The following is a 26,895-nucleotide window of genomic DNA, read 5'->3' on the forward strand; positions in this document are numbered from 1 at the left end:
GGTAAAGGGGTATGCGAGGGAAGGGGCCGCAGGTCGTCCGGCGGCCCGCTTCTCATCACGGGCTCCTCAGGGAATGCTCTTGCTCACCTCGTTCGAGTAGCTGCTTTCGTTCCCGGATTTGTCATAGGCCGTGACGGCAAAATAGAAGGTCGTGCCGGGCAACAGCCCCACGACTTTATGGCTCGTCACGTTGCCCACATCCGTCGGGCTGCCGTACGTCCCCGGAGCCGTACCCATATAGACGCGGTAGCCGGCCAGGTCGCTGGCGGTATTCGCGTTCCAGGTCAATTCAGCCGTGCCGGACTGCGGCGCCGTGAGCGCGAGCGTCACCGGGATCTCCTGAGGGCTATTGGAAGCGGAGGGATCGGTAACCGTCAGCAGCGCCGTGTAGGTGTTGGCGGCGAGACCCGTCGCATTCACGCTCACCGTAATCGTGTCGGTTTCGGTGGTGGTCGTTCCCGCCGTAGGGGTCACGGATAGCCAGGAAGCGTTCTTGCTGACCGACCAGTTCAACGTACCGTGCCCTTTGTTGGTGAGCGTGATCTGTTGTGCGGTCGGATTGGCTCCACCGGCCACGCCGACGAACGTCAGGCTCGCGGGGCTTTGGCTCACAGTGGGCGCCGCCGGTAACACTTCCAAACTGACGGGAAGGCGGGCCAGCACGCTGCCGCTCGACAGCGTCAGGACCGCGGTGTAGGTGCCGCTGGCCAATCCGAACATGTTGACGCTGACGGTGACGAGGTCCGACTCGGTCGTGGTCGTTCCCGATGTCGGGCTGACGCTCACCCAGTCTCCGTCGTCGCTGATCGTCCAGCTCAACGTGCCTCCACCGGTGTTCGTGATCGTCAAGGTCTGATCGGCCGGGTTCGATCCTCCCTCCATCCCGACGAAGGTCAGGCTGGCCACGCTGGTGCTGCTGACGGGCGCCGGTTCCGATGGGCTGGTCGTCGTATCAGGACTGCTCACCGGTGCCGGCTCTGACGGGGTCGTCGTGCTGGTGTCCGTCGTCGGGTCCGACTGTTCGACCGGGCGCCGCTTCTTCTTGATGAAGCCGCCTTTCGTGAGGATCGGCGCCATGGGGCGGTCCGGGCTCGAAAGCCACCGCATGGCCGCCCGCTCGATGCCTGTCGGTCCTTGGGCGAGGGTCGGCGTTCCCGCAGAGAACGGGCACAGGGCGATGACGGCGATGAGGATGGATGCGGGTCTGCATGATGCGATCGATGACGACGAGATCATGATGCTCCTCCAGTGGTTCAAGAGGTCGTGCGGTCTGTTGCTCACCGCCGCACGCACTGTCCGACCGTTACGAGCAGGCTGTGTGCCAATCGATCTTTTCACCGTTTGGACCACTCGAGGCGAACACAATTGTACGGAATGAGCAATTTCCGGACAGGACGGCGGGGCGGCCTCGAGCGAGGCGAATGGCCGGACCGCGCATCGGGCCGGGTGACCGCCGGTGACACCGTGCGGGAAACTGGCGTCGCGGGCACCTGGGCGACCGACGACCGTCGCCGCGTCGGGATGTCCCGAGCGACGGCGACACACGAAGGCAGTCGGTCGGATCGAACGGACAGGGTTAGAGCCACCATCCAGGAGAAGGGGGCGGAGCATGAAGACACCGATCGATGTGACGTTGATGGACAAGATCACCAACCGGTCCGCCGTGATCGGCGTCATCGGACTCGGGTATGTGGGATTACCGCTCGCGGTGCTCCAGGCGAAGACCGGATTCACGGTCTTTGGCATCGACGAGGTCGAGGCCAAGGTGCGCCGGGTCAACGACGGGGAGAGCTACATTGCCGACGTCGATCCGGACGATCTCCGGGAGGCGGTCCGCTCGGCACGGCTCGTCGCCACGGCCGACTACCGCGTGTTGCGGCTGTGCGACGTGGTGTTGATCTGCGTGCCCACGCCGCTGACCAAGAATCGGGAGCCGGACATCAGCGCGATCCTCAAGGTCACGAACGAGCTGGCCAAGGCGGTCCACCGCGATATGCTCATCGTGCTCGAGAGTACGACGTACCCCGGCACGACCGAGGAAGTGATCCTGCCCCTCCTCCAGGCGAGAGGCTACAAGGCGGGCGACACGATCTTCGTCGCCTTCTCCCCCGAGCGCGTGGATCCCGGGAATCGGGCGTTCAAAACCGCCAACACGTTCAAGCTCGTCGGCGGCGTGACGCCCGCCTGCCTGCGGGTCGCCCAACACTTCTACGAGCAGTCGATCGTCAAGATCTTCCCCGTTTCGTCCGCCCGGGTGGCCGAGATGGCCAAGGTCTTCGAAAACGTCTTCCGCTCGGTGAACATCGCGCTCGTGAACGAGCTGGCCATGCTGTGCGACCGCATGGGGGCCAACGTCTACGAGGTCATCGACGCCGCCGCGACCAAGAACTTCGGCTTCATGTCCTTTTATCCCGGTCCCGGAGTCGGCGGCCATTGCATACCGCTGGACCCCTACTACCTCGCGTGGAAATCGAAGGAGTACGACGTCCACACCCGCTTCATCGAGCTGGCCGGAGAAATCAACGAGAGCATGCCCTACTACGTGGTCGCGAAGGCCCAACGGCTCCTGAACCGGGCCGGGCGGTGCCTGAACGGCGCGAAGATCCTGGTCCTGGGCGTGACGTACAAGGCGGACGTCGGTGATGCGCGGGAAACGCCGGCGGTCAAGGTCATGGAGTTGCTCCAGCGGGAGGGCGCGGACCTGTCCTATGTCGACCCCTTCGTGCCGTCCCTGTCGCTGGACGGGCGGGCGTACGAGGCGACCCGTCTGGAACAGGCCTCGCTCGAGCGCAGCGACCTGGTCCTGGTCCTGACCGGGCACTCGGCCTTCGACTACGAATTCGTGATCCGTCATGCGCGGGCGGTCTTCGATACGCGCAACGCCACCCGCCACGCCGCCGGCGCGAAGTCCAACGTATTTTTGCTCTGAGGAAGCCGATCCGCTGGCCGTGCCCGACCCCGCGGGTCAGCATGGGCTCGGGACGGTCTGGGAGCGGGAAGGCGACGGACGAGGTGAGCCATGTGTGGAATCGTCGGGTATGTCGGCGAGCAGCAGGCGGTCCCGATCCTGACGGATGCGTTGAAGCGGCTGGAGTATCGAGGGTACGACTCCGCGGGCGTCGCCGTCTTGCACGACGGGGTCATCCAGGTCCGCCGGAGCGCCGGCAAGCTCCAGAATCTGGAGCGCCTCTTGAGCGGTGAGACGCTCGAGGGCCGGATCGGCATCGGGCACACCCGTTGGGCGACGCATGGAAAACCCACGGAATTGAACGCGCATCCGCATCGGGCCGGCGGCTGTGTCCTCGTGCACAACGGAATCATCGAAAACTATGCCGCGTTGAAGCAGCAACTTCAGACGGAAGGGTGCCGGTTCGAGTCGGAGACCGACACCGAAGTGGTGGCCCACCTGGTCGCCCGCTACTACGAACAGCGCATGCCGCTTGCGGCGGCCGTGGAGAGGGCGACGTCGCAGCTCCGGGGCAGCTATGCGCTTGCCGTCATCGGCGAGCGGGATCCGGGTGCGCTCGTGGCGGCGCGCTCGGGCTGCCCGCTGATGGTGGGCCGAGGGAGCCGGGCGAGCTTCGTCGCGTCGGACGTCACGGCGATGCTGCCGCATACCACGGACGTCCTGTACCTCGAAGACGGCGACGTGGCGACGGTCACCGCGGGCGACGTGGAGATCAGGAACAGCGGAGCCCCCGCGGCACGGACGTCGGCACGGATCACCTGGGATCTCTCGGCCGCCGAAAAAAGCGGCTATCCGCATTTCATGCTCAAGGAGATCCACGAGCAACCGCAGACCATACGGGACACCCTGCGGGGACAGTGGCTCGAGTCCGGGGAGACGGTTTCGCCCGCGCTCCGGGTCACCCGTGAGCAGGCGATCGCGACGCGGAGGATCTGGCTGGTCGGCTGCGGCACGTCGTGGCATGCCGCGCTGCTCGGCAAGTACCTGCTGGAGGAGATCGCGCGGATGCCGGCGGAGGTCGACATTGCGTCGGAGTTCCGCTACCGGGATCCCTTGATCGGGAAGGATGAGATGTTCGTCGCGATCTCGCAGTCGGGGGAGACGGCCGATACGTTGGCGGCGGCGCAGGAGGCGAAGGCCAAAGGGGCGCGGGCGGTCGCGATCGTGAACGTGGTCGGCAGCACCCTCGCCCGCGGGTCGGACGGGGTCTTCTATACCCGCTGCGGCCCCGAGATCGGCGTCGCCTCCACGAAAGCGTTCACGGGCCAGCTCGTGGCGCTGTACGCGTTGGCGTTGCAGCTCGGGCGGCTCCGGGGGGCCGTGACCGAAGCGGAGGACGGCCTGTGGCGAGAGCGCCTGAGCGCGCTGCCGGCCGGGGTGGAGCACATCTTGAAGCGAGAAGCCGAGCTCGTCGCGATGGCCACGCGCCTCCGCAGCAAGCGCAACGTCCTGTATCTCGGCCGCGGGATCAATTATCCGGTCGCCCTGGAAGGGGCGCTCAAGCTCAAGGAGATCTCGTACATCCACGCGGAAGGATACCCGGCGGGTGAAATGAAACACGGCCCCATTGCGCTCCTCGACAAAGACACCCCGGTCGTGGTCCTCGCCCCACGGGACCGACTCTATGAAAAAACGATGAGCAACCTGATGGAGGCCAAAGCCCGGCACGCACCCGTGTTCGCCTTCGTCGAGGAAGGTGAACGGGACCTCGGCAAGGCCGTCGACGGCCTGTTCACGATTTCGAAGGTCCCGCCCTTGCTGACGCCCGTCCTCTATACCGTTGCCCTGCAGTTGCTAGCCTATCATGTGGCCGTGTTGCGAGGGGCCGACGTCGACCAGCCCCGCAACTTGGCGAAGAGCGTCACCGTCGAGTGACGCCGCCGCGCTTCTCACCCGGAGCTTCTCTCCCGCCTGTTCCCACCGCTTGAGTCCTCCCGCCCGTTACTGCTAGACTCGGTCGTAGTTATTCACCCTCGAACGATTGGAGCAAGGCTCCCATCATGACCGATTGGGCTGAGAAGGAAGCGGAAGCCATCGTGGATTCATTCGTCGCCGATGAGTCGTCGGCCGACCTGTTGCGCCTCCAGCAGGCCATCGCGGAAGCCCTCCGCCGAGCCTATGAGCAGGGACAGAAATCGAGCGGCCGGCAGGGCTGACGACCCCGGCCGGGTCCCTTCTTCGTCGTCTCTCCTCCTTCCGGGGCCGTGGCCTCGACCGCCGGCTCGTTCCCAGCCCGCATTATCCATGAGCGCTTCTACTGCAACCGCCGATACGCCGCTGCGATAAGCTTGGGTGCGGGTGTCACGCACCCAAGCGGGCGGGCTCGCCCCGCTCGGCCTCACCGTACCGTTTCAAGTACGCCTCGGCCGCTCGGGGCTCCGCGCGCCCGTCTCGCCTGGCGTCTTGGCGGTTTCGTCACGAACCGTCATGAATAATGCAGGCTAGCGCCTCGGCGGCTGATCGCACGGAATCGCCCGCCGTTCGATGCTCGTAGAACACGCCCGAGACCACTCCGCTCGATGCTCGGATCCGGGCATCGACACCGTCGGCCGAACACCGGTGAGTCCCCTGCGTCTTCTGCTCATCGATAGCGATGAGGCTTTCCTGCATACCGCCTGGCGAGAGCTGACCGAGCGGGGCCGCGGTCTGGAGATCGATACGGTGCGTGACGGCGAGCTGGCGCTCTCGGCGATTCGAAGCGGCCGCTACGATGTGATCGTCGCGTCGCCGACGCTTCCCGGCTGGGATGCCATGACCGTCATCGAGGCGGCGCGACCGCTGCCGGCGAGGCCGCACATCATCTTCCTCGGTGATCCGAGCGAACAGACGAAACAGGAAGCCGCGACGAGCGGGTATCTCTGGCTGCGCAAGCCGGTCGATTGGGAGGCCTTGGCTTCCACCATCTTGACGCAGGGGCTGTGATCTGCGCCCAGGTCCTCGGTCTCCTGTGCACGGATCGTGAACGATCCACCGCACCCGTCGGTCCGCCCGAGCGTCGTCCTCGCGTCTTCCCGCCTGCCTCCCGCTTTACCGCTGCCCCGCCGTCACCCGACTTGCGCACCGCCCGGGTTCTCCAGGTCGGCCGCCTCATCCCCACTCCTGGCAGTAGCAAACATCGTGTAGGGACCCGCCCGATATCCTTATGCAAGGAGCCGGTCTATCTTGCTGCCTGGATCAAGGAGACCGGATGGCGTCGCGTGCCGAATCAGGCGTCCCGAGGACCGAGCTGACGTGCCCGAAGTGTGGGAGCGAGCATCCGGCGAGGACCCTCAAGTGCGGCTGCGGCCATCAGTTCATGCCGGTGCAAGAGCAGCCTATCTGGACGTTGGAACAGGACGCTCCCATCCCTGAGCAGGGGTTCTTCTCGTTCCGCGTCTTCGTCACGCCAGCGGTCATCAGGGTCGTCTATCTCCTGGGGGTCCTGGGTCTCACGGCCGCGAGCGTCGCCATCGCCCTGATCCCCCCGAGCCAGCTGCTGCCCGAGCTGCGCATTCCAGCCAATGTCCCGATCCCGCCGACCGTCAAACCGATCGTCGGGGCCGTGCTCGTCTTCCTGCTTGGCAATGTGCTTTGGCGTGTGCTCTGCGAGCTGGTCATGATTCTCTTCAGCCTCCATGCCGCGCTCCTCGCCATCCACCGGCGGCTCAAGCGGAGGGGCTGAACGGGCGGTCACGGGACATCGAGCGCGGGCCAGCGGGGGACGGGAGCCAGGGGAGGCCCCCGTCCGTCGCCTCACTGAGCCTTCTTGATCGACTGAGCGTGGCTGGCTTGCGTGATCTCCGCCTGGATCTTGTCGCCGGGCTTGATCTGGCCCTCGATCTTCGTGTCCTGATCGACGTGCATCCGGACTTCCCGTCCCGAGGCGTCCTTGATCACGTAGAGCTCATCCTTGATGTTGAGCACTTCCCCTTGGATCGTGGCCTGTTGCCCCTTGACGGCGATGCCCCGGGCCGGCCGGCCCTCCCAATACGGCGGTTGGTCATAGAATTGGTGCACCTGCCTCGCCCACTCGCGATTCGCCATGTCCGGCCACTGGTCTTTGTCGAATCCCGGCGCGGTCTTCAGGCGAGCCTTGTCCACGTTCAGCAGAAGGTGATCGCCGTCTTTCGCCGGCTCGAGCGCCCGCCAGGGAATGGCGAAGTATTTGTCGCCCAGCCCGAGGAAGCCCCCGAACGACAGCACGGCATAGGCCACCTTCCCATAGTACGGGTCCAGCACGATGTCCTTGATCTCTCCAAGGTCTTCGCCCTGTGCATTCTTGACGTCCTTGCCGATGAGGTTGCTCGCGCGATAGACGGCGCTGCCGGCGCGGTCGTCCCGGTCCGCCCAGGCGGGCTGGAGGCCTGCCAGCAACAGGGCGCCGACTGTCAGACTGATGATCGCACGTGGTGTCATCTGCTCCTCCTGTTCCGCTCGACCAGGTCGAGTCGATGAGGGTTCCTATTACGCGGTCGTCTATTCGTCCGCCCGACGATGGCGCCGGTCGCGTTCGGCGCCCTCGTCCGGCCACACGTCTTCACGGCTCATGCGTTGGCTCGTCCGGGATCGGCGTTCGCGTTCCTCGGGCGTCCAGCGGTCTTCATCGTAGACGTCCGTCCGCCGGTCTCGGGCGCTCGGCTTGGGCCGCATGGCGTCGGTGCGGCGGATCCGTTCCCGGTCGCCTGCCTCGCGCTCCTCGACACGATCCCGGCTCCGCGGCCCCAGGCGATCCCAGTCGAGATCGCGCGGATCGTCGCGGCGGGCTCGCTCGAAGTCGGCCGAGGATCGAGACGCCGCCCTCTCGGACCGCGCCGACGTCCCGCCCCGTGCACGCCGGGCGTCTCGAGCCGAGGTACGATCCTTTTCCCGCGCGCCCCGACGTTCCTCCAACTGCTCAGTCAAGCCGAGCCGCCCACGGGTGTACCCCGTCCAGCGCCGTCCCTCTTCTCCATAGAGGTCATAGTCGTCCGGGCCGCCGAACAGCGGCTCATCAAAGTCTTTGTCCGAGCGAGCCGCCGTCGGCCCGCTTCGCTCGCGCTGGCGAACCGGCTGGTTCGTGACCCCCTTGCTCTTCCGCGCCTGCTGGATGCCCTCCATCGCTCGGCTCAGGATCATCCCCTTGATCGGTTCGATGTCCCGGCGCGAGTACCATCCGTGCTCGACGCCGTCGTCCAGCAAGCCGACCGCGTGGTGGATCAGATCGCGGGCGTAATCGATTTCGCCTTCCTTCAGCGCCACCGCGGCGTCGTTCAAGAGCCCCAGCATGGAGGACTGGGGCGAGCCAAAGGGCGCGTTCATGAACACCTCGCGCACCCGCTCCGTGCGAAACTGAGCTGCGATCTCCTTGACCCAGTCGGCCGCGAGCCGTTCTTGCGCCGCCGGAGCCAGCCACGGCGCCGCCGAGAGGCTGGACCCGCCGCCGGCCGGGGCGATCAGCCACAAGGCGGCCACGGTCATGATCATCCCTTTTACTGTCCTCCTTGTCGTCCTCGTCGAATGTGCCATGTTCCCTCCTCCACCGGCGAGCGGCCCGGACTCCCATCCGATGGCCGCTCGTCCTCTCTCTTCGTCTCCACCATTTCATGACCCGGCAGCCCGCGGAGCAGCCCCGCGAACCGCCCTGTTTCACCCAGATTCTAAAAACCCTCGGATGAAGTTTGTGTGAAGTCGAGATGAGCAATCGCTGAGCGTTCACTCAAGGGACGAGACGGCGACTGCCGAGCAGCAACCCCCGACGGACGAGCGCCAGCCATCAGGCGGAGACGAGAAGGGCGCGTGGACAGGATGGCGACCCCGGATCAGAGGCAGGGAACCCGATGCTCGTCACGCGGCTGAGCTCGTGTGGGAATCGTCCGGCAACCAGTCGAAGGCGGTTCGAGGAAGTGAGGCGAGGGGAGGGGATGCGATGTCCCCTGCCTGGCGCGGGACCCGTCAATTCAGTGAGATGACCCGCAGTTCCTTGGCGGGAGGCGTGGGGTGTTGGAGGCGGAACCCGTCCACGTCGTTGTAATCGAGCGTGGCCCCGTCCAGGCGGTCGAGACTCGGACCGGCGACCGCCAATGTCAGTCCGTTGAGATCTTCCACATGATCCTCCGGCTGAGGCGCCTCTTCCAGCGTGATGTTCAGACCCAGGCGGCGCTCGTCCACCTCATGGACCTCAATCCGCACCACGTGCTCTTCGGGGTGTTCCTCGAGCAGTTGTCGGAGCCGTGCGTGGGCGTTGGGTGTGAGGAAGACCATGAAGACTTCTGAGGTCGAGAGATCTGGACGGAGCCGCACCCGACGGCTCGGGCGCGTCCCATCGCAATCATGCATCACGGCGCTCGATCAGGCAAGCGGTTGCTCACGCTGAGCTCTTGCGCTATCATAGCGCCTCACCATAGCGACCCACGCGCGGTTCACCCTGGAGCGACCCCAACCTCCTTCCTAGTCCTGGTCCGATTCAAGCGGAGAGTCTCCATGCGATCTGTCTCTGTCGTCATCATGATGTGTCTTGCCGTGCTCGGCGGTCTTGCTGTGGAGGGCCGCGCCGGCGAGTCGGCTCGAGAGCTGAGCGCCAAAGCGCAAGTGGAATGTGACCGGGGACGGCAGTCGACGGACCGCCGCGCCAGGCTCGCCTACTTCGAGCGGAGCCAAGGCTTGGCCGAGCAGGCGGTCAAGCTCGATGCCGGTCTCGCGGCGGCCCACTTCGCCTTGTTTTGCAGCTTGGGCGAGCAACTGCGGATCGACGGGGAAAGCCTTTCGACCTCGTCGGTCTTCGGCTTTCGACGAGTGATGCGGGCCTTGGATCGCACGCTCGAGCTCGACCCCGATCATCTCGATGCCCTATCCTCGAAGGGTACCTTTCTCCTCCGACTGCCGGGGCTGCTGGGCGGGGATGCGGCGAAGGGCGAAGCGATGCTCCGGCGGGTGATCGAACGGGCGCCGGCGGCTGTCAACGCCCGCCTCACGCTCGCAAGGAGCTACGCCGAGCGAGGCAACCAGGAGGAGGCGATGACGCTGGCGAGGGAAGCCCTGCGCCTTGCCGAGGCCGAGCAACGTTTGGATCTCCTCCCCGAGGCCCGCGCCACCGTCGAGGACCTGGCCGCCAGGTATGGTCAACGCCAAGTGAAGCGCTGACCCTGGTCGGCGCCGGCTCTCACTGTCACCAATCTCGAAAATCTTCCCGTCCGGTTCGGAACGCAAGGTGAGGCCGCTGGAGGTCTCGCGAGCCATGCAGCACGGCTCGCCGGCCGGATAGGCTGGTGTTCCGGTTCGAGGGGGAGAGAGTCAGTGCTGGTGATTCTCGAGGAAGAGTAGAATGGACCGCAGCTTGTACGTGCAGGTTTCGAGCCGCAGCTTTTCGATTTGCGTGATCAAATTGCCCTCTTTGATGATATCGTGAACTTCATCGCACGCGTGCAAGAACTTCTCGACGACCTGCTGCTTATCCATCCGTTCCTCCTGTAGCCCGTTGTCGGGGCGGCGCCTACAGCATAAGCCGTGCGGGGCGGAAAAGGAATTCACACAAGGCCCTAGGGACTGATCGCCATACCGGACGGAGCCAGCTCATAATACTCCTTGACCACCACGCCGCTTGCGCGTAGCATGACGGCAGTGCGTGGGTCCCGCTGGCTGTCCTATCTCTCGCGCCCAAGTTCCCTCGCGCGATCGATTCCCCAGTCTTCGCCGCTTCGACGCCACCGCCACCTGACGAGGGTGTAGACAGCAGGAGTCGTCCCTGCCTTCGGAATCGACGATACGTACCGTGGCGGTCCCTGCGCCCGACTTCGTCGATCGGAGGCCGTGCGCGGTTTGGGTTGATGTGGACCGGCCGAGACCTCGAGTTTGATGAGAGGAGCGACGATGGGCGATTTGTATGTTCTGGTGCAGTGGCTGAGGGGCCATCCCTTGACGGCGGAGGGCCTATGTTTCGTGGGCGGTGTACTGGCTGTCGTTCTGTACACGTACATCCACGATCATCAATTGCTGGGTGACCGAGGCTGACCGCGGGGTCTCCGACCCTCATCCATACCAACGAGGAGCATTCCATGACACGAGAGCAATTCAAGAGCAGCTGGGCGGAAATCAAAGGTCCTTTGCAGAAGCAGTGGGAACGATTAACCAATGACGACCTGGTCCAGATCGCGGGCGATCAGGACACGTTCAATCGAACGATCGAATTGCGCTACGGCGAAAGGAACAGCGAGGTCGCCCAATGGGCGAATCGCTGGTACGCGAAGTGGAGCGGTTGGTACGAAGGGTACCAGGAGGCGAAGACTCCCTCTTGACGTGGCGATAATATCCGGACGTCAGCGCGAGACGGGGGGCCTGATCACTTCGGGATTCGGACTGCTCCAATACTCCTGCTGGGTACCGCATCCGGGCGCCTGAGCGGTATATGTGAAGCTGTTGCCTGCTCCAAGCTCTTGATGAGGTGACGATGTGGTGTCGACGGGCGGTGATGTTTTGGATGGTCTGCATGAGCGTCGGGATCCTGGCTGGGGGGCACGTGGCCGGTGCCGTACAAGAGACGACGACCACCGCCATCGCCCAACACCCTGACCAGTTCCATCGAGCCGAAGTCATCGTGACCGGCATCGCGTCTCAGATCCAGACCAAGACCAGCCCGCAAGGCACCCCCTACATGCTCTTCGTCCTGACCGATCAACAGACCGGAGCTGCGCTGCCGGTCTACAGTCTGGGGCATCAGAATTTGACGGAGTCCTCACGGGTCGTCGTCCAAGGTTTTTATTATCAGACCTTCACGAGAAGCGGCGACCGCGTCGGGAACCAAATTCAAGCGATCAGTATCCTGCCGGCGAGAGACACCGGCAGCCGACCATAGGGACGCTCCCCGAATCATCGCGTTCTACTGCGACCAACGCTCTTCAGGCTTCTGTGTCGTCGCCGGCCCGAACCCTTCCTCCACGATTCTCGCGAATACGCCTCCGGTAGCTCGAGCCTGCGGCCTCCATCCGCCCGCATGTCCTCGCCCGCCATGAAGGACGACCGGACCCCTCCTGACCGTCCATTCATGTCATTGCCTCCCATTCATTGCCTCCATTCCTTTCATCTGAATTCGTGCGACTCATCCGGCAAGCTGTGTGGCTCGTCACGGCGCGTGCCGGGTTCGAGGGCCGACAGAGCCTTTCCGCCTTGCCGGACAGGGGCGTTGCATTCGAACGGCTACAGTGAGGGAAGGGAGTTCAATGGAGCTCAGCGAGGAGGAGTCATGGTCACAACAGCGCTGTTTGCAGGGCTTTGTCTTCTCGGGATGGCCTCGCTTGCCCAGGCGCAACGGGCGATCCTGCCCCACGGCGATCCGACGGTCGAGGCGAATGAGCCGAGTGAAGCGGAGGAGCAACGGCGTGAGGACATCCGCGAACGGCGGCTCCACCAGCAGGGGCAGGGCCCGCACTACCGCATCGAGGGCGAACCCCAGCCGCGCACGGCGGATCGAGACGCAGGAGAGGAAGGGATGGCGGGGCGGCAGGAGACTGGAATCTCGGACCCGACCGTGAATCCCGGCCAAGCGGCGGGAACACGGGTCATCGAGGGGTTGGTCTTGCACCTCGAAGAGGACGGCGTGGTGCTCCGCGACCCGAAGGGGAAGGAGATTCACCTGCTGGTCGATCACGAGACGACGGGTGACCGGGAATTGAAGCCCGGCGATCGGGTGACGACCCGGGTTACCGGCCAGGGCCGGGCGATTACGATCACCAAGCAGCCGGCGGGTGCCTCCCCCGACCGCTGAGGGGCGGGCCGAGACTAGCCGACCCGACTGCTCGTTGCCCGGTGATCCTCGTCGAGGACCAGCGCGGGAAAACCGTAGCGATCTCCGAAGTGCCAGAGCACGAGGGCGGTCGCGAGAAACACCACTCCGGCCCCGATCAAGCTGACGGTCGGACTGAACGCGTCGGCCGCCCATCCGAAGAGGACCATCCCCGCCATCGATGTCGCCATCGCGGCGGTGTTGAAGGTCGTGAGCACGCGGGCGAGGACGTGAGCGGGTGCGAGCTCCTGGATGAACGCCCAGGTGATCGGCGTAAAGAGGGCGAGACTGCCCCCGAGCATGAGCATCAGCGGCATGGCGATCGACTTCCACGTCACGAACCCCAGCCCCGCCATCGCCGTACCGCCCACGAGCAGCGACGCGGCCACCAGCTTCAAGCGCTGGCACATGTTGCGTTCCCTGATCCAGGACAGCCAGACCGAGGCCAGCAGCATCCCGATCCCCAGCAAGGACCAGAGACCTCCGAGCTCGACGGCCCCCATGTGGAGATGGGATTTCGCCAGCGCGGGTAACAAGAAGACGAACGCGCTGGCGGCCAGGCTGTAGAGGCTGGCCCCGATCATGAGTGCCACGATCATCGGGTGGCTCACGACGAAGCGGAGGCCGACCAGCATGTCGTGCACGAACCGCCCGGGTGCGGCCGCCGGCGCCGTCGCAGGCGCCCGGAGGCGGATCGGAATCAGGCACAGGGCGGACAGGAGGAAGGTCAGCACGTTCACGTAGAGGACGTTCTGCGCGCCCACCAGGGCGATGCCAAGGCCGCTCAGCGCCGGCCCGGCGAGCAACCCGATGTTCGTCGTCGTCTGGAGGAGCGCATTGGCGGCGGTCAATTCGCTGCGGCCGACCAGGAGCGGCACGGACGACGCGAGCGCCGGGCCGAAGACGCTGGAAAACAGGGAGATCAGGAAGACGAGCACGTACAGGCGCGGCAGCGTCAACATGTCGAAGAAGTGTAGGACCGGGATCAGGAGCACGAGGGCGGCGCGAATCAGATCGATCCAGATCATCACCGGCTTCTTCGGGAGCCGATCCAGATAGACCCCGATCGGGGCGCCCAGCACCAACGGGGGAATCGTTTGCAGCAAGCCGATCATGGTCGTCTTGAGCGTGGAGCCCGTGAGGTCATAGACGAACCAGAGTAAGGCGACCTTGGTCAGGCTGTCGCCGATCTGCGAGATCATCTGTCCAGCCCACAACAGGCCGAAGTTTCGGTCGCGCAGCACCCGCCAGCCGGTGTTCCTCACGCTCGAGTCTCCCCGCCTCTCTTTCCTCTTCCTCAGTATCATTCCGATACTAGCTTGCCCGGTAGACGGAATGCTGACGCCGGCGTGTCGGGCGCCGGGAGACGGGGCCTGGCCACGTTACCGACAATATCGTAGAGGAGCCGCGGTTAGAATGGACTGAAGCGGGCGGCGGTGGAACAACCCGATCGCGAGGTGGCAAGGATGGCAAGGTCGGTGGCGGCCGGGGGCCAGGGGCGAAAAGACCGGCTCGACGGGACGGGGTCGTCACAGGACAAGACGGAGACCGGCTTTCGGCTGCTGAAGATCCCGAACCTCAGATGGCTCTGGATCGGTCAAGCCATCTCGCAGATCGGTGAAGGGCTCAACAAGGTCGCCCTCCTGTACCTCGTCTTCAACCTCACCGGCTCGACGCTGAAGATGACCGTGATCGGCGTCCTGCAAACCCTCCCCCCGTTGATGCTCGGGCCGCTCTTGGGCGTCTACGTCGACCGCTTTTCGAAGAAATGGATCATGATGGGCGCGGACGTCCTCCGGGCGGGGCTGGCGCTCATCATTCCGATCCTCTACGCCGGCGGCGCGTTGACCTTGCCGCGGGTCTACCTCGTCGTCTTTGCCATGGCCGTCATCGCCACCGTGTTCGGGCCGGCCTTGTCCGCCACGGTGCCGTTGATCGTGGAACGGGAGCAGTTGACCGCCGCCAATGCGCTGGTCGCGAGCACGGCGATGATCGGCATGCTGGTGGGGCCCGCGATCAGCGGGCTCGGGATCGCCACGGTGGGGATGCAACTGGTGCTGTACGCGAGCAGCGCGACGTTCGTGCTCTCGGTGCTGTCGTTGTCGCGGCTGCGTCTGAAGCAAGGGCGCGCGGAGAAGAAGGCCGCACGGAAACGTGGCGGGTTCCTGAAGGACCTCAAAGAAGGCCTCCACTTCGTCTTCGTGGAGCGGCGCACGATCGCCGGGTTCGTCGTGACCGCGCTCTGCTACAGCCTGGCCTCCAGCGCCTTCGTGTTCCTATTGCCCGTGTTCGCCGATAGAGTGCTGCACGTGGGCGCGATGATGCTCGGATGGCTATGGTCTTCCTACGGCGCGGGCATGGTCATCGTGTCGGTGGCGCTCGCGTGCTCCAAACAGATGAGCGCGACCGTGCGTCTGCTGCTGATCACGACCGCGATGGTGGTGGGCGGCGTGGCGAGCTTCCTCCTCGCGGGAACCGCGCAGGCGATGCTGTCGATGGCGCTCGTGGCGCTCATCGGCGCCGCCCTCGCCCTCTTCACCCCCGTCGTGTGGGGGATGCTGCAAGAGATGACGCCGGAGAAGCTCCGGGGCCGGATGTTCTCGATCTTCAACACCGGCGCGATGTCCGCCAGTATGATCGGGATGGTCGCCTTCGGATGGGTCACCGACCGCCTGGGGCCGGAAACCAGCCTGCTCGGCATGGCGGCGATCTTCTGGCTGACCGCCGGTGCCTCGGTCCTGCTCTGGAAGTTCGGCGATCTGAGCCAGGTCAAATCCGGGGCGGCCGCCGGCTCCGCCGGCCTCGCCTGCTGACCGATGTCCTCACCGCAGGGGCACGGAGTGCGTGAGCGCCCGGGAAGAACGAGGCCCGAGGGGCGGCAAGAACCTGATCCAGCCTGCACGGCCGTCCGGTTGGGCGGCAAGGTGGCGCGTGAGCAGGGAGGCGGTGTCCTGCACCATCCGCTCGATGGCCCGTGCCTCACGCTTGTTGAAGGACGGCTGATTGCGGGCTCCCGCCAGCGCCGACTGGGTCCGAAGGAACGATTGCCACTCGTCGCGCTCGAGTAGCTCTCCATAGAGGCCGAGCGCGGTGACGCCGTCGATCACCTGCTGGTGCTCCGCGGGCATCGGCACGTGGCGAGGCTCCAGACAAGGGCCGAGTCGTTCGAATTGATGCAGCAGATGCGTTCGAAAATAGGCGGCGCGCTCCAGACGTTTGCGCCGCTCCATGAGGTGCGGCAGCAGGCCCAGGAAGAGGGCCGTGCTCACGGCCAAGAGCGTCGTCACCGCCACTGCGAAGAGTCCGAGACCGTCGAACAGGCACTCCATGTTCCATCCTCTCTCGATCGGTTGACCAGCCGGCCTTCTTGCTATCATCTTTGCGGATCTGAATCAAACCGGAGGAGCGGCGGCGAGGAATCTTCGTCGGCATGCTTGACTCCTGGGCCTCCATGCCGTAGAGTGAGGCATCTCGCCGTTCGGTCCAAGGCGAGGGACAGCGACGTTTGGACCACCATCGGGTGAGACTGAGGCGAGACAGATAAGACCTGGCCGGAGCGCGACGACGCTTCCCTTCCTGCTGGACCCTTCCTGACTCTCACGTTACAGCTCAGTTCCCCACACAGTTTGAGGTTATCATGACTGGTGCGAGTACTTCGTTTCACGGTCTTGGTCTGTCCAGTGACATGCTGGCGCAGGTCACCAAGGCCGGCTATTCCACTCCAACCCCCATTCAGCAGATGGCGATCCCTCCGGCCCTGGAAGGCCGGGACGTCATCGGCTGCGCCCAAACGGGCACGGGGAAAACCGCGGCGTTCGTGATCCCGATCATCGAACAGCTCACCCAACGCCGAAGCCTGCGGACGCTGATCCTCGTGCCGACCCGTGAGCTGGCCATGCAGGTGCAGAAGACGGCCGACGAGTTCGGCCGCCGGGCCCGCATCGGTGCGGCCCTGATCGTCGGCGGTGCGAACATGCAGCAGCAGGAACGCGCCCTCCGGCAGCACCCGGAGATCGTCGTCGGGACCCCGGGGCGCGTGCTCGACCACATGTGGCGTGGGACGTTGAACCTCTCGGCGATCAGGATCCTCGTCCTGGACGAGGCCGATCGTCTGCTCGACATGGGGTTTGCTCCGCAGATCAATCAGATCCTCGATGCGCTCTCCGATGAGCGGCAGACGTTGCTCTTTTCGGCGACGATGCCCGAAGACGTGAAGGCGCTCGCGAAGACGCGCCTGCGGGAGCCCGTTCGCGTCCAAGTGACGCCGACCGGCGCGACGCCGTCGTCGGCCGAGCAGAAGGTGTTCCACGCGAGCCGCGAGCAGAAGAACCCGCTGCTCCGGCGTCTGGTCAAGCAAGAGGCGGGGACCACCCTGGTCTTCACGCGGACGAAAACCCGCGCGGACCGAGTCGGCCGCATGTTGCTCGACGACGGGGTGCCGACCGGCATCCTGCACGGGGACCGCTCCATGGGGCAGCGGCGCGACGCGATCGAAGGGTTCAAGCGCGGCAAATACCGCGTCTTGGTCGCGACCGATATCATGGCGCGCGGGATCCACGTCAATGGGATCGCCCATGTGATCAACTATGATCTCCCGAACTGCCCGGAGGATTACGTCCACCGGGTCGGCCGGACGGCGCGAGCGCAGGCGAAAGGCCGCGCCTCGACGTTCGTGACGCCGGAGGAAAAAAGCCGGTTGCGGGCGATCGAGCGATTGCTGGGCGAGCCGGTCCCGGTTGCGGGCGCGTAAGCGCGGCTCTAGACGAGGCGAGCGGGGCAGCGATGCCCCGCTCTATCTCCGTTCGTCGTACCCTCGTTCCAGCCAGCGCTCCAGATGCTGGATCCGGCGCTTCAACTCATCGAGCGTCGCGTGCTCGATCCGACTCCCCGTCCGCTTCAGCAACTCCGCATTGATCCGTCGGTGCTCCACCCCCGCCTGGCGCGCCACCTTGCCGACCAGGTTCTTGTGGATCTGGCGCAACTGCTCCTTGTGCTCGTAACGCGCGACCGTCGCCTGCCCGGCGGGTGACGGCGGAGTCGGCTCCGCGGCCGGCTCGTCTTCGCCGATCCGTCCATGCGCGACCGCGACCCCCCACAGCGGTAAAAAGCCGTCGCCCGGTGACGCCGGTCGCCCATCGAACAAGGTGCGGGCGGCCGGCTCCGGCTCGTCCCAGAGCACGTGATCACGCTCGGCCTTGATCGCCTCCGCGTACTCGACCAATCGGGGATCACGCGGCAGATACAGGTAGGCGCGTTGTGAGGCCGGCAACTCGGGCTGCATCCGCACGAATCGTCCCACTACCTGCCTGAAATACATCTCGGTCTGTACGTTGGAAGCATAGACGCCCACGCGCAGCCGTGGAATGTCCACGCCCTCGGAGACCATGTTCACGGCGACCAGCCACCGGTCTCGGGACGTCGAAAACCGCTCGATCACCCTCGAGGAGTCGGGGTCGTCCGAGACGGCCAGCCGGGCGGACGCCCCGGTCACGGTTTTCACCTGCCCGGCAATATGGCGGGCGTGGTCCTGGTCCATCGCCACGATGAGGCCGGCGGCGTCGGAGTGGTCCTTGGCCCGGAGCTTCAACAACTCGCGGTCGGCGTCCTTGATCACCTCGTTCAGCCACTCGTCGTGCAGGAGCGCGGTCCGCAAGCGCTCCTGCTGCCGCCTGCGGCTCAGCGCGTCCTCGAAGCGGGCCGTCATCTCGCGACCGTTCGAGACCCAGCTCAACTCGCCTTCGTAGGTCGGGAACACGATCGGGCGGCACACGCGATCGGAAAGCGCTTGCTGATAGCCATACCGATAGTCCGGCATGCTCTGATCGTTCACGTACCGGACGAAGGGGATCCGGCTGTTGTCGCTCCGAAACGGCGTGCCGGACAGCGAGAGGCGTTTGACGGCCTGGTGAAACGCCTCGTGCAAGGCGTCGCCCCAATCCTTCCCGTCGCCGGCGTGATGGAGCTCGTCGAAGATCGCCATGGTGGGCGCGCCCCGGCAGGCAAGATGAAACACGCGGGGGTTCAGGCAGACCTGGTGATAGCTGACGACGCAGCCGTGATAATCGGAGCTCTCACGGGCCTGCTCGTTGCTGAGATAGGGGTCGAGCTGGAGACCGACGTGCGCGGCGGCCTTGGCCCATTGCTGCCGCAGGTGATTGGTCGGGCAGACGACCACGACGCGCGCCGCCGCCTTGCGAAACAACAGGTCATGGGCGACCCGCAAGGCGAAGCGGGTCTTCCCCGCTCCCGGCGTCGCCATCGCGAGAAAATCTTCGCCGCCGTGGCGCTCCATCTGCTCGAAGGCGGACTTCTGCCATTGGCGCAGCCGGCTGGTCCACGGTTGGAGAGGGTGTCGCATGCTCGGGTGAAATGATCGGGGAGGTGCACGTCTATCGGAAGCCATGCCCGCTGTCAAGCGAGCACGGGACCGGATCGGAGGTGGGAGTCGCCCAGTCGCTCACGGGACGGGCCCGCTCCTCACCGCCCGCGCGGCGAGGAGATGCACGGTCAGCAGACCCTTGGTCCGCTCGATGATCTGCTTCAGTTCCTCGGTATCGCCGGGTTTGAGCGGGAGATCAAGGGCCGCGATCGCCTGCTCATGGAAGGTGATGACGGCGTCCAGGAACGCAGCGTCGAAGGGGGCGCCCTCGAGGCCCGCCAGCCGGGCAATGCTCGCCGGATACTCGCGCACCATCCGCCGGCCGGCGCCGGATTGGATCGCGATGATCCCCGCCTTCTTTGCGATCGTGGCTTCGTTCCACAGCTCGACGGCGTGATCGTAGGCGATCCGCCCGGAAAGAATCTGGACGGCCGGATCGAGCCCTTTGGCCCGGCTCCGAAGAGCCAGGTCGGCCGCCTGATCGTGCACGATATGCAGGAGCGACAGCGCCCGGGATTCGCGCCACACCCGGCTGCAGCCCTGGCTCAAGAGCCCCACCGCAACGGCGAGAGCAAGGCACAGCCACCGCTGTCTTCCGGTCCATCCGCCGCCCGAAGTGGTATGTCGAGTCATGGCCCTCGTCCCTGTGGAGCACGGCCGCTGGTCGTGCCGCAGGCGATCGTAGAGGGAGAAGGGGTGGCACTGCAAGACGCGACCGGAGCCCGAGCCGGCGGCTAGAAGTTAATCCGGAGGTTGACCGCGCCGACATGAAAGACCGTCTGGTAGGTGCCGTCGATCGTGCCCGGGATGGCGATCGGGTTGGTGCTCCCGGTCACGGTCCGCGTCTCATAGAGGATGGCCTGATAGGCGAGGTCGAGACCGATGGCCTGGGGAGCGAGGCGACCGGAGGCGCCGCAAGGAATCAGCCCCAAGAACCGGCCGTCCTTTTGACAGAGGAAGCCGAGGCCGAAGACGATGAGGTGTTGATCGGCGTCGGGAATCGCCGGGTTGAACGAGGTGTCCGGGATCGCGGCTTGAGAGTGCCAATAGCCGCCGCGCACGGCCACTTGCCATGACGGGAGCGCCGGGACTTCCAGCCACTTCCACTCCGTGCCGAGGTGGATGGTATAGCCGCTCCGCCAGTTCTGGGGGAATGGGATCGTGCTTCCGTTGCCGAGCTGCAGGTCGGTGCTTCGAAAGGATTTCCACCCGGTGTAGTCGACGTCGGTTTCCAGCTTCCATTCGTGCCGCTGGTTTCGGATCGGCCAGATCGCGATCCCGCCCGTGAAGACCTGCGGCAAGACCGCGGTGGCGCGTGCGGAGGTCACGGTCGTGCCGTTGGCGAGGAACGAGCCGGCCAGATGGAGCGTCGCCTGGCTGCGGTAGACGAATCCGATGTTCGCGATCGGTTTCCCGTCCGCATTGCGCAGCGCGGTGTAGAGCAGGCTCACGTTGAAGCCCGCCGCCGTATCCTTTCCGTTGAACTCGAGCTGCGTGCCGGCGGGCGGCAGAATTCCGCCCCCCGAGGAAGTGGCCTGTTGCACGAACTGGCCGGGCCCGGCCAGCCCGGTGAACGTGTAGATGTCCGCCCCGAGGCCGAGCGCGAGGTCGTCGGTGACCTGGTACGCGATCGTGGGCTTGATGTCGATCAACGGCAGCACTTCACGGGTGACGGCGGTGGCAAACGGCGCGGTGCGGGGGTACTCGTAGACCAAGCCGAACGGGCTGGTGAGGCCGACGCCCACCGTCATGCGTCGCAAGGACCTCACGCCCAGGTCGCCGAGGTTGGCCGTGATGTACGCGTTGAGCGGGGGCGGGTTGGCGATGGAATTGCCGAAGCCGCCGCGTGTCGTCGCCCCGGTCGCGCTCGTGACGGTGGTGTGGCCCCCCGCCAACAGACCGCCGCCGTAGAACTGGAGCCCGCGAAGCTGCGTCATGCCGGCGGGATTGTAGTAGACGGCGGACGGGTCGTCGGCCTGCGCGGTGAAGGCCGCCGCCTGCCCCGAGGCGGCGGCGCCTTGGTTGAAGATGCGGAAGCTGCCGGCCTGTGCGCGAGCGCAGAGGCTCGTCAAGACCAGCAGCGGGGTCAACAGAAGGACCAGGGTCGCGCCGCGGACGCCCCATCGAGGTGACCGATCGGTGAACGTGCATGGCTCGATCCTTCTCATGAAGCCTCCTTGTTGGCGGCGAGGGCCGGCAGAGCGGCCGACACGGCTCGGAGCGGCAGATTGACGACGAAGGTCGTCCCCTGTCCCTCCTGACTCCGCACCTCGATGGTCCCGCCGTGATCGTGGACGATTTGGTGAACGATGGTGAGGCCCAGCCCGGTCCCTTCGCGTTCCGCGCTCTCGTGCTTGGTGGTGAAGAACGGATCGAAAATGTGCTCCAAGTCGCCGGCGGGGATGCCGCAGCCCGTGTCTTGAACCTCAAGCTGAACCCACGGGTCGCCGGAGCTTTTCGCGACCTGCCGGGTTCGTACCGTCAGGCGGCCCCCCGTTCCCTCCATGGCGTCGAAGGCGTTCAAGCACAGGTTCAGGATGACCTGCTTGATCTGCTGGCGGTCCAACACGACGCGCGAGAGCCCGGGCTGGAGGTCTCGGTGCACGGTGATGCGTTTGCCCGTCGCTTTGACTTCCAGGAAATAGAGGCACGAGGCGACGATCTCGTTCAAGTCCTCCTCGGTACATTTCGGCTGCATGTAGCGGGCGTAGTCCAAGATTTCCTTGATCAACCGTTCGATCCGGTTGACGTCTTCGGCGACGACCTGCCCGAACCCGGTGATGAAGTCCCCGTCGTCCCGCCGATCGGGCACGAGCTGCACGAACGTCTTGATCGAGGTCAAAGGATTGCGGATCTCGTGGGCGAAGCCGCCGGCGATCGTCTCGAGCGACCGCAAACGGTCGGCGCGCCGAATGAGAAGCTGCGAGCGCTTGAGGTCTTCGTACAGCATGGCATTGTCGAGGGCGATGGCGGCATTGTGCGCGAGCGACAGCAGGAGATCCAAGTCTTGCTGGGAGTACATCTGCAGATGCGGCTTGTGCCCCAGGTTGACGAACCCCACGAGCCGCTCCTTGTTGACGAGCGGCAGGCACAGCTCCGAGCCGAGCCTCGCGAGCACGTCGAGGACGAGGCTGACCGGGGGGACCGCCGGCTGACCGTGCTCGAGCTCCTCCTTCACGACCGGGTGGTTGACGTGCAGCAGGTATTGCGCAAAGGGGTCCAGGGGGCCTCCGATCGCGACGGCGCGGAGCGCCGCGTCGTCGACGCCCTCGCAGATGCGCACATCATAGCCGTCCTTGTCCTTGTCGAGCAGGAACAGTGAGAGGCGGCGAATGCCCAGGACCGTGGCCAGCGTGTGGATGATTTCCTTGGCCAAGGTCTCGAGCTCGAGGATCGAGACCGCGGCCTGGCTGAACTGCTGAACCGTCCGATAGCTGTCATAGCGGCGGCGGAACAACGTCCGGGCCACGGCCTGTTGCATCCGCCCCTGCAGCCGCACGAACGGCTCGGCGAAGACGGCGAAGGCGACCACGAGCACGCCGGCGGGGAAGTAGGCGAGGGACCCCGTCGCGACCCAAATGACGGAGAGAATCCCCAGGTACAACGGCAGCAACGACAGATACGCGAGCACCTTGTAGAGCACGAACGAGACGTCCAGCAACCGATAGCGGAGGATGGCATAGGTGATGACCGTCACGAGGAGGAAGATCGGGATGTAGCCGAACGGGTAGATCTCGATGCCGAACGTCGGAAGGAAATCGACGCTGCCGGTATAGGCGATGAGAAAGGCGGCGAAGACGTAGCGGATCTGCTGGCGCTTGATCGGCGACGCGACGCGGCGATACGCCTGGACGTAGTCGACGAAGGCGGCGGCCATGAACGTGAAGAAGACCGGGAAGAACAGCAGGCTCAGCCAGCCCCATCGCGGGTAGTAGCCCCACCAGTACGTGGAGACGCCGATGATGAACGAATCCGTCACGAGCAAGGCGGCCGCGAAGACCGTGGCAAGACCGTAGCCGATCAGGATCGCCCGCGGGCGGGCCAGGTTCAAGAAGTGCGCGGTAAAGGCGTAGAAGGCCACCGAAATGTACATGACGCCCAGGTTGTCGATCGTGAACCAGGCCCGGGCGAGATCGGGACGATCGGTCGAGAGCGCCAGCGCGGTGGCATCCAGCCAGACCGAAATACTGATGCAGAGGATGAGAAAGTGACGGTTCGCCCATGAGGACCGGTTGGAGCGGTAGACGAGCACGCCGAGCGCGAAGGCCGCGATCCCCATCAGCAGCATGGGGACGGCGTGCAGATTGAGCGCGTAGAAGGCGGGATTAAGCACGCAACGCGTCGATCTGGCGAACCCTGCTGACCCGGGCGAGGTCCTGTCCTGTCACGTAGCCGACCGAGTTCCGGAACTGCGCCAGACGAAAGCCGAGTTGGCGACCCGCGGCGATGATGCCGGCAGCCTGGCGCGGATCGGCCTTGCCCAAGGAGTAGTCGCCCTGCCAGCCCATCGCGGTCAGGATCATGGTCTCGGACAGGCAGCCGAGGGCTTCCCCGGGGCCGAGCCCGAGGTCGAAGTGACAATCGACCCCCGGGGTTTCGACGATGGCCGATTCGATGACCAGGACGTCGGGCCGGACGAGCGGAACCTGCTCGGAGACGTTCTTGGGTTGGGCGGCGTCGATGACGATCGCGCCGGCTTTCAAGTGTTGGGGCGAGACGATGATGTGTGGGCTGTTGGTCGCGGCGATGACGATGTCCGCGTTCTTGATCGGCTCCAAGCTCGACCCGGTGGAGATCTCGACTCCATGTTCCTCGAGACTCGAGGCGAGCGCCTTCAGCTCCTCCTTTTTGAGATCCACCAGGATGAGCTTGGCGACCAACGGAGCCAGCAGCTTCGCACACGCCGACCCCACCGACCCGGCCCCGCCGATCACCGCGGCCGTCGCATGGGGCAGGCTCAGGCTGGTCAGGGTGGCGGCCTCCAGGACGTTCTGGACGGCGATGGCGGCCGAGTGCGGATTGCCGGTCGTCAGCCCGATGCGGACCTTCCCGGCCAGCGTGCGGCCGTCGCGCGTCACGATCGACGTGAAGGCGCCGAGGCCGGCGATCTTGGCCCCCATTTTTTCAGCCAGCCGGACGGTCTGAAAGATGCGTTTCCGTGCCAGCTCCGGATTGCGCAGCATCTGCTCGGTCGTCAGGGGAGAAATCAACATCGCGCCGGTGGCCGGCAGCCCCTCCGCGGTCTTCAGCCCGGTAATCGCCGAGGCGACGAACGGCCACTGGTAGCGAAACCATCGTTCGACGGTCCGGGGAGAGAGGAGCCGCGCGAACGGAAACTTGCGTGGGACGTCCGAGAGGTCGCGCGGATGGGCGATGAAGGCGAAGGAAATTGACGGAGCGATCAGGCGGGCGAGACGAGCGGGCAGCAGCCGGATCAAGAGATCACGGAGCAGTTGCGCGCACAGGCCCAGGGATTCCCAGACGAACGACGCGGTAAGCCGAGGCGGGGCGGCTTGCGAGGATCGCGGGTCGGCCGCCTGGCCGTTTCGATCGCGCGCGCCCGGCTCCTCCCGGCGGAGGGACATCGGGCGGTACGGCAGCGTATAGGGATTGTCGGTGACGAACAGAGAGGAGAGCAGGGTGCGGGCGTTGATCGCCGGCGCTCGGTTCGTCCCACAAGGCCGGCCGTCGAGCCGATCGAGGTAGCGCTCGCATTCTTCCAGGCACGACTGCAGCACGGTCGATTCAATCTCGGTGAGTGAGTCGAATCGGATCCCGATCCGAGACGCCTCGCCGAAGTCGCCCGGCTCTTCGGTGATCGAGACGACGCGGCCGGACAGGCGCAGGTAGGCGTAGTCCCGGGCGAAGCAAAAGTACACCGTCACCACCTGCTCGGGTTTGGCGCTCTTCCCGGCCGTGATCGACAGACCTTGGAGAGAGAGCGTGTCGCTGACGCCTCTCGCCAACGTCCCCTTGAAGTCGATGACGACGGGAACGCTGATGCCGACACTTCTTCCGATGAGGCTGGTGGTGGTCATGGCTTCCCCCGAGATAGATGAACGGAGCCGGTCCTACCCCCTTGTCATTAGAAATTACTTTGGACTAAATCGTGACGACTGTCAATAAATCCCATGGGTTTCAAGGCTAGAGCCGCTTGGGGAAGCCATCCTGAGCGAAAGTCTCTAGCGGCAGCCCCGGTCCTCCTACAGAGCCCTTCGTCGCAACGTCCGGATCGTTGACCTGGTATATAATGCGGCCCCGGATCGAGCGCGGAGGTAGACAAGAATGGAATATCGGACATTGGGAAATACCGGCCTCGACGTCTCGGTGATCGGGCTGGGGACTTGGGTCATGGGCGGGTGGCTTTGGGGCGGGGCCGAGGATCGGGAATCGATCGGCACGATTCGCCGGGCCCTGGAGCTCGGGGTGAACTTGATCGATACCGCCCCGATTTATGGGCACGGACGGTCGGAAGAGATCGTCGGTCGGGCGATCGCCGAGTCGGGCAGGCGGGATGCCGTCCTGCTGGCCACCAAGGTGGGGATCGAGTGGAACGTGGAGCAGGCCCGGGCGTGGCGCAACTCAAGCCGAAAGCGGATCGAGCAGGAGGTCGAAGACAGCTTGCGCCGGCTGCGCACCGATCGCATCGATCTCTACCAGGTGCACTGGCCGGACCCGGAGACGCCGCTCAAAGAAACCATGGACACACTGGCCGACCTTCGACGGGCGGGAAAGATCCGGTTCATCGGCGTGAGCAATTTCAGCGAAGCCCAGATGGCCGAATGTCTCGCGGTTGGGCCGATCCACGTCGTGCAGCCCCCGTACAATCTGTTCGAGCGGCAGATCGAAGCACACGTCCTCCCGTTCTGCCGCCGCCACGGCATTGCGACGCTCGTCTATGGGCCGCTGTGCCGGGGCCTACTGTCCGGAAAATACCGGGGCACCGAGACGTTTTCGAAGGGTGACGTCCGAGGAATGGACCCGAAGTTCAAGGACGATCGGTTCAAGAATTATCTGGCCTGTGTCGATCGCCTGCGCGCGATCGCGAACCGGCGGAACAAGACCGTCGGTCAGTTGGCCGTTCGCTGGTGCCTCGATCGGCCCGGGGTGACGGTGGCCCTGTGCGGGGCTCGCCGCCCGGATCAGATCGAGGAGAGCTGCGGGGCGACCGGATGGACGTTGACCGCCGCGGAGAACGTCGAGATCGAGCGGATCGTGACGGAAACGATCCACCATCCGGTGGGACCCGAGTTCATGGCGCCACCGTGAGGCCCACGGGCGGAAACCCATCACGGACGGGACCGGCTCGGTCTGGGCGGGAGCACCGGCGGCGACAAGCGACCTGCGAGGCAGCACGCGCCGTGCGGCTCAGGCAGGTCTGGTCGCCGCCTTTGCGTTCCGGGGCATGAATCGCGTCTCCGGGCGCGTTGCGAGCAGCCGGGTCGTGACGTAGCGGCGATATTCTGCGGGCTGCTTGGAGATGATGATCAAGCCCTCGTCATCGAGCAGGATCGCCAAGTCTTCCTCGGGGGCCAGCTTCCGATAGGGCGTTCCGACATCCACCCGGTATTGCGTCAGGCGATCCGGGTTCAGGCGTGCATCCTTGACGATGTGGGTCACGCCGTCGATGATGCCTTCCTCTCCGTTCGTGACGTCCCGGACGCGCACCCCATCCGGTATTCTCCACCAGGTCGTATCGCGATCGACATTCGGTGACTCCTTCATAGGGACCTCCGGGTACGGTGCTACGGAACTGAAAGCACGTCCCACCTACGCGTGTGGATGCTCGCTCCCGATTGCGGCTGAGCTCGGTCC

At 65.2% G+C, this 26,895-nt stretch carries 25 protein-coding genes; 12 read left to right on the forward strand and 13 right to left on the reverse strand.

Features of this window, described 5'->3' with window-relative positions:
• Positions 1-66 precede the first annotated feature (66 nt).
• Positions 67-1,236: a BACON domain-containing protein gene (locus tag ACWHYV_RS03900; protein WP_447979345.1), complete on the reverse strand. Its 1,170-nt coding sequence runs from the start codon at positions 1,234-1,236 to the stop codon at positions 67-69.
• A 373-nt stretch (positions 1,237-1,609) separates the two neighbouring features.
• Between ACWHYV_RS03900 and ACWHYV_RS03905 the strand changes: the two genes are divergently transcribed.
• From ACWHYV_RS03905 to ACWHYV_RS03925, 5 genes are all read left to right on the forward strand, one after another.
• Positions 1,610-2,929 carry a nucleotide sugar dehydrogenase gene (locus tag ACWHYV_RS03905; protein WP_447979346.1) on the forward strand — a complete coding sequence of 440 codons (1,320 nt, stop codon included), beginning with the start codon at positions 1,610-1,612 and terminating at the stop codon, positions 2,927-2,929.
• 90 nt (positions 2,930-3,019) lie between these two features.
• Entirely contained in the window at positions 3,020-4,843 is a 1,824-nt protein-coding gene (gene glmS, locus ACWHYV_RS03910; RefSeq protein WP_447979347.1) for a glutamine--fructose-6-phosphate transaminase (isomerizing), read from the forward strand.
• 125 nt (positions 4,844-4,968) lie between these two features.
• Positions 4,969-5,124: a hypothetical protein gene (locus ACWHYV_RS03915; RefSeq protein WP_447979348.1), complete on the forward strand. Its 156-nt coding sequence runs from the start codon at positions 4,969-4,971 to the stop codon at positions 5,122-5,124.
• Between the two features lie 328 nt (positions 5,125-5,452).
• Positions 5,453-5,890 (forward strand): response regulator, encoded by a 438-nt coding sequence (locus ACWHYV_RS03920; protein ID WP_447979349.1) that lies wholly within the window; start codon positions 5,453-5,455, stop codon positions 5,888-5,890.
• A gap of 265 nt (positions 5,891-6,155) precedes the next feature.
• A complete protein-coding gene (locus ACWHYV_RS03925; RefSeq protein WP_447979350.1) occupies positions 6,156-6,629 on the forward strand; it encodes a DUF4282 domain-containing protein in 474 nt (157 codons plus the stop codon).
• Between the two features lie 71 nt (positions 6,630-6,700).
• On the opposite strand, the gene ACWHYV_RS03930 is transcribed toward ACWHYV_RS03925, so the two are convergent.
• From ACWHYV_RS03930 to ACWHYV_RS03940, 3 genes are all read right to left on the reverse strand, one after another.
• Positions 6,701-7,363 (reverse strand): PRC-barrel domain-containing protein, encoded by a 663-nt coding sequence (locus tag ACWHYV_RS03930; protein WP_447979351.1) that lies wholly within the window; start codon positions 7,361-7,363, stop codon positions 6,701-6,703.
• Between the two features lie 60 nt (positions 7,364-7,423).
• Positions 7,424-8,410, reverse strand: a complete 987-nt coding sequence (locus tag ACWHYV_RS03935; RefSeq protein ID WP_447979352.1) for a hypothetical protein — start codon at positions 8,408-8,410, stop codon at positions 7,424-7,426.
• Between the two features lie 468 nt (positions 8,411-8,878).
• Positions 8,879-9,187 carry a hypothetical protein gene (locus ACWHYV_RS03940; protein ID WP_447979353.1) on the reverse strand — a complete coding sequence of 103 codons (309 nt, stop codon included), beginning with the start codon at positions 9,185-9,187 and terminating at the stop codon, positions 8,879-8,881.
• A 219-nt stretch (positions 9,188-9,406) separates the two neighbouring features.
• On the opposite strand from ACWHYV_RS03940, the gene ACWHYV_RS03945 reads away from it, so the two are divergent.
• Positions 9,407-10,066 carry a hypothetical protein gene (locus ACWHYV_RS03945; RefSeq protein ID WP_447979354.1) on the forward strand — a complete coding sequence of 220 codons (660 nt, stop codon included), beginning with the start codon at positions 9,407-9,409 and terminating at the stop codon, positions 10,064-10,066.
• 150 nt (positions 10,067-10,216) lie between these two features.
• On the opposite strand, the gene ACWHYV_RS03950 is transcribed toward ACWHYV_RS03945, so the two are convergent.
• A complete protein-coding gene (locus tag ACWHYV_RS03950; RefSeq protein ID WP_447979355.1) occupies positions 10,217-10,381 on the reverse strand; it encodes a hypothetical protein in 165 nt (54 codons plus the stop codon).
• A gap of 596 nt (positions 10,382-10,977) precedes the next feature.
• Here ACWHYV_RS03950 and ACWHYV_RS03955 point away from each other — a divergent pair.
• From ACWHYV_RS03955 to ACWHYV_RS03965, 3 genes are all read left to right on the forward strand, one after another.
• Positions 10,978-11,217: a CsbD family protein gene (locus tag ACWHYV_RS03955; RefSeq protein WP_447979356.1), complete on the forward strand. Its 240-nt coding sequence runs from the start codon at positions 10,978-10,980 to the stop codon at positions 11,215-11,217.
• 152 nt (positions 11,218-11,369) lie between these two features.
• Positions 11,370-11,774, forward strand: a complete 405-nt coding sequence (locus tag ACWHYV_RS03960; protein ID WP_447979357.1) for a hypothetical protein — start codon at positions 11,370-11,372, stop codon at positions 11,772-11,774.
• A 387-nt stretch (positions 11,775-12,161) separates the two neighbouring features.
• Positions 12,162-12,683, forward strand: coding sequence for a hypothetical protein (locus ACWHYV_RS03965; RefSeq protein WP_447979358.1), 522 nt, complete (start codon positions 12,162-12,164; stop codon positions 12,681-12,683).
• Between the two features lie 14 nt (positions 12,684-12,697).
• Here the strand turns inward: ACWHYV_RS03965 and ACWHYV_RS03970 are convergent, their stop codons facing one another.
• Positions 12,698-13,966, reverse strand: a complete 1,269-nt coding sequence (locus tag ACWHYV_RS03970; RefSeq protein ID WP_447979359.1) for an MFS transporter — start codon at positions 13,964-13,966, stop codon at positions 12,698-12,700.
• A 201-nt stretch (positions 13,967-14,167) separates the two neighbouring features.
• Here ACWHYV_RS03970 and ACWHYV_RS03975 point away from each other — a divergent pair, with 201 nt between their 5' ends.
• The gene (locus tag ACWHYV_RS03975) at positions 14,168-15,514 is read left to right on the forward strand and encodes an MFS transporter (protein WP_447979360.1); all 1,347 of its coding nucleotides are present in this window, start codon (positions 14,168-14,170) and stop codon (positions 15,512-15,514) included.
• A 9-nt stretch (positions 15,515-15,523) separates the two neighbouring features.
• Here ACWHYV_RS03975 and ACWHYV_RS03980 read toward each other — a convergent pair whose 3' ends face one another.
• The gene (locus tag ACWHYV_RS03980) at positions 15,524-16,030 is read right to left on the reverse strand and encodes a hypothetical protein (RefSeq protein ID WP_447979361.1); all 507 of its coding nucleotides are present in this window, start codon (positions 16,028-16,030) and stop codon (positions 15,524-15,526) included.
• Between the two features lie 308 nt (positions 16,031-16,338).
• On the opposite strand from ACWHYV_RS03980, the gene ACWHYV_RS03985 reads away from it, so the two are divergent.
• Positions 16,339-17,451, forward strand: a complete 1,113-nt coding sequence (locus tag ACWHYV_RS03985; RefSeq protein ID WP_447979362.1) for a DEAD/DEAH box helicase — start codon at positions 16,339-16,341, stop codon at positions 17,449-17,451.
• Between the two features lie 42 nt (positions 17,452-17,493).
• Here the strand turns inward: ACWHYV_RS03985 and ACWHYV_RS03990 are convergent, their stop codons facing one another.
• The 5 genes from ACWHYV_RS03990 to ACWHYV_RS04010 all read right to left on the reverse strand — a co-directional run bounded on the left by ACWHYV_RS03990 (position 17,494) and on the right by ACWHYV_RS04010 (position 25,118).
• Complete coding sequence (locus ACWHYV_RS03990) at positions 17,494-19,059, reverse strand: DEAD/DEAH box helicase (RefSeq protein WP_447979363.1); 1,566 nt, start codon at positions 19,057-19,059, stop codon at positions 17,494-17,496.
• A 99-nt stretch (positions 19,060-19,158) separates the two neighbouring features.
• Complete coding sequence (locus tag ACWHYV_RS03995; RefSeq protein ID WP_447979364.1) at positions 19,159-19,713, reverse strand: DUF4142 domain-containing protein; 555 nt, start codon at positions 19,711-19,713, stop codon at positions 19,159-19,161.
• Between the two features lie 101 nt (positions 19,714-19,814).
• Positions 19,815-21,248 (reverse strand): OmpP1/FadL family transporter, encoded by a 1,434-nt coding sequence (locus ACWHYV_RS04000; RefSeq protein ID WP_447979365.1) that lies wholly within the window; start codon positions 21,246-21,248, stop codon positions 19,815-19,817.
• The gene (locus tag ACWHYV_RS04005) at positions 21,245-23,413 is read right to left on the reverse strand and encodes an ATP-binding protein (protein ID WP_447979366.1); all 2,169 of its coding nucleotides are present in this window, start codon (positions 23,411-23,413) and stop codon (positions 21,245-21,247) included. Before ACWHYV_RS04005 ends, ACWHYV_RS04000 begins: the two co-directional genes overlap by 4 nt.
• A complete protein-coding gene (locus ACWHYV_RS04010) occupies positions 23,406-25,118 on the reverse strand; it encodes a PilZ domain-containing protein (protein ID WP_447979367.1) in 1,713 nt (570 codons plus the stop codon). The genes ACWHYV_RS04005 and ACWHYV_RS04010 overlap by 8 nt, the downstream gene beginning before the upstream one ends.
• Before the next feature lie 247 nt (positions 25,119-25,365).
• On the opposite strand from ACWHYV_RS04010, the gene ACWHYV_RS04015 reads away from it, so the two are divergent.
• The gene (locus tag ACWHYV_RS04015) at positions 25,366-26,349 is read left to right on the forward strand and encodes an aldo/keto reductase (RefSeq protein WP_447979368.1); all 984 of its coding nucleotides are present in this window, start codon (positions 25,366-25,368) and stop codon (positions 26,347-26,349) included.
• 99 nt (positions 26,350-26,448) lie between these two features.
• Here ACWHYV_RS04015 and ACWHYV_RS04020 read toward each other — a convergent pair whose 3' ends face one another.
• Positions 26,449-26,805 (reverse strand): hypothetical protein, encoded by a 357-nt coding sequence (locus tag ACWHYV_RS04020; protein WP_447979369.1) that lies wholly within the window; start codon positions 26,803-26,805, stop codon positions 26,449-26,451.
• Between the last annotated feature and the right edge of the window lie 90 nt (positions 26,806-26,895).

The organism is Candidatus Nitrospira bockiana (assembly GCF_965152565.1).

Coding starts and splice junctions, on each gene's coding strand:
- ACWHYV_RS03900 (WP_447979345.1), bottom strand. CDS start 1,236: ATGATCTCGTCGTCATCGATCGCATCATGCAGACCCGCATCCATCCTC.
- ACWHYV_RS03905 (WP_447979346.1), top strand. CDS start 1,610: ATGAAGACACCGATCGATGTGACGTTGATGGACAAGATCACCAACCGG.
- glmS (WP_447979347.1), top strand. CDS start 3,020: ATGTGTGGAATCGTCGGGTATGTCGGCGAGCAGCAGGCGGTCCCGATC.
- ACWHYV_RS03915 (WP_447979348.1), top strand. CDS start 4,969: ATGACCGATTGGGCTGAGAAGGAAGCGGAAGCCATCGTGGATTCATTC.
- ACWHYV_RS03920 (WP_447979349.1), top strand. CDS start 5,453: ATGCTCGTAGAACACGCCCGAGACCACTCCGCTCGATGCTCGGATCCG.
- ACWHYV_RS03925 (WP_447979350.1), top strand. CDS start 6,156: ATGGCGTCGCGTGCCGAATCAGGCGTCCCGAGGACCGAGCTGACGTGC.
- ACWHYV_RS03930 (WP_447979351.1), bottom strand. CDS start 7,363: ATGACACCACGTGCGATCATCAGTCTGACAGTCGGCGCCCTGTTGCTG.
- ACWHYV_RS03935 (WP_447979352.1), bottom strand. CDS start 8,410: ATGATCATGACCGTGGCCGCCTTGTGGCTGATCGCCCCGGCCGGCGGC.
- ACWHYV_RS03940 (WP_447979353.1), bottom strand. CDS start 9,187: ATGGTCTTCCTCACACCCAACGCCCACGCACGGCTCCGACAACTGCTC.
- ACWHYV_RS03945 (WP_447979354.1), top strand. CDS start 9,407: ATGCGATCTGTCTCTGTCGTCATCATGATGTGTCTTGCCGTGCTCGGC.
- ACWHYV_RS03950 (WP_447979355.1), bottom strand. CDS start 10,381: ATGGATAAGCAGCAGGTCGTCGAGAAGTTCTTGCACGCGTGCGATGAA.
- ACWHYV_RS03955 (WP_447979356.1), top strand. CDS start 10,978: ATGACACGAGAGCAATTCAAGAGCAGCTGGGCGGAAATCAAAGGTCCT.
- ACWHYV_RS03960 (WP_447979357.1), top strand. CDS start 11,370: ATGTGGTGTCGACGGGCGGTGATGTTTTGGATGGTCTGCATGAGCGTC.
- ACWHYV_RS03965 (WP_447979358.1), top strand. CDS start 12,162: ATGGTCACAACAGCGCTGTTTGCAGGGCTTTGTCTTCTCGGGATGGCC.
- ACWHYV_RS03975 (WP_447979360.1), top strand. CDS start 14,168: ATGGCAAGGTCGGTGGCGGCCGGGGGCCAGGGGCGAAAAGACCGGCTC.
- ACWHYV_RS03980 (WP_447979361.1), bottom strand. CDS start 16,030: ATGGAGTGCCTGTTCGACGGTCTCGGACTCTTCGCAGTGGCGGTGACG.
- ACWHYV_RS03985 (WP_447979362.1), top strand. CDS start 16,339: ATGACTGGTGCGAGTACTTCGTTTCACGGTCTTGGTCTGTCCAGTGAC.
- ACWHYV_RS03990 (WP_447979363.1), bottom strand. CDS start 19,059: ATGCGACACCCTCTCCAACCGTGGACCAGCCGGCTGCGCCAATGGCAG.
- ACWHYV_RS03995 (WP_447979364.1), bottom strand. CDS start 19,713: ATGACTCGACATACCACTTCGGGCGGCGGATGGACCGGAAGACAGCGG.
- ACWHYV_RS04000 (WP_447979365.1), bottom strand. CDS start 21,248: ATGAGAAGGATCGAGCCATGCACGTTCACCGATCGGTCACCTCGATGG.
- ACWHYV_RS04010 (WP_447979367.1), bottom strand. CDS start 25,118: ATGACCACCACCAGCCTCATCGGAAGAAGTGTCGGCATCAGCGTTCCC.
- ACWHYV_RS04015 (WP_447979368.1), top strand. CDS start 25,366: ATGGAATATCGGACATTGGGAAATACCGGCCTCGACGTCTCGGTGATC.
- ACWHYV_RS04020 (WP_447979369.1), bottom strand. CDS start 26,805: ATGAAGGAGTCACCGAATGTCGATCGCGATACGACCTGGTGGAGAATA.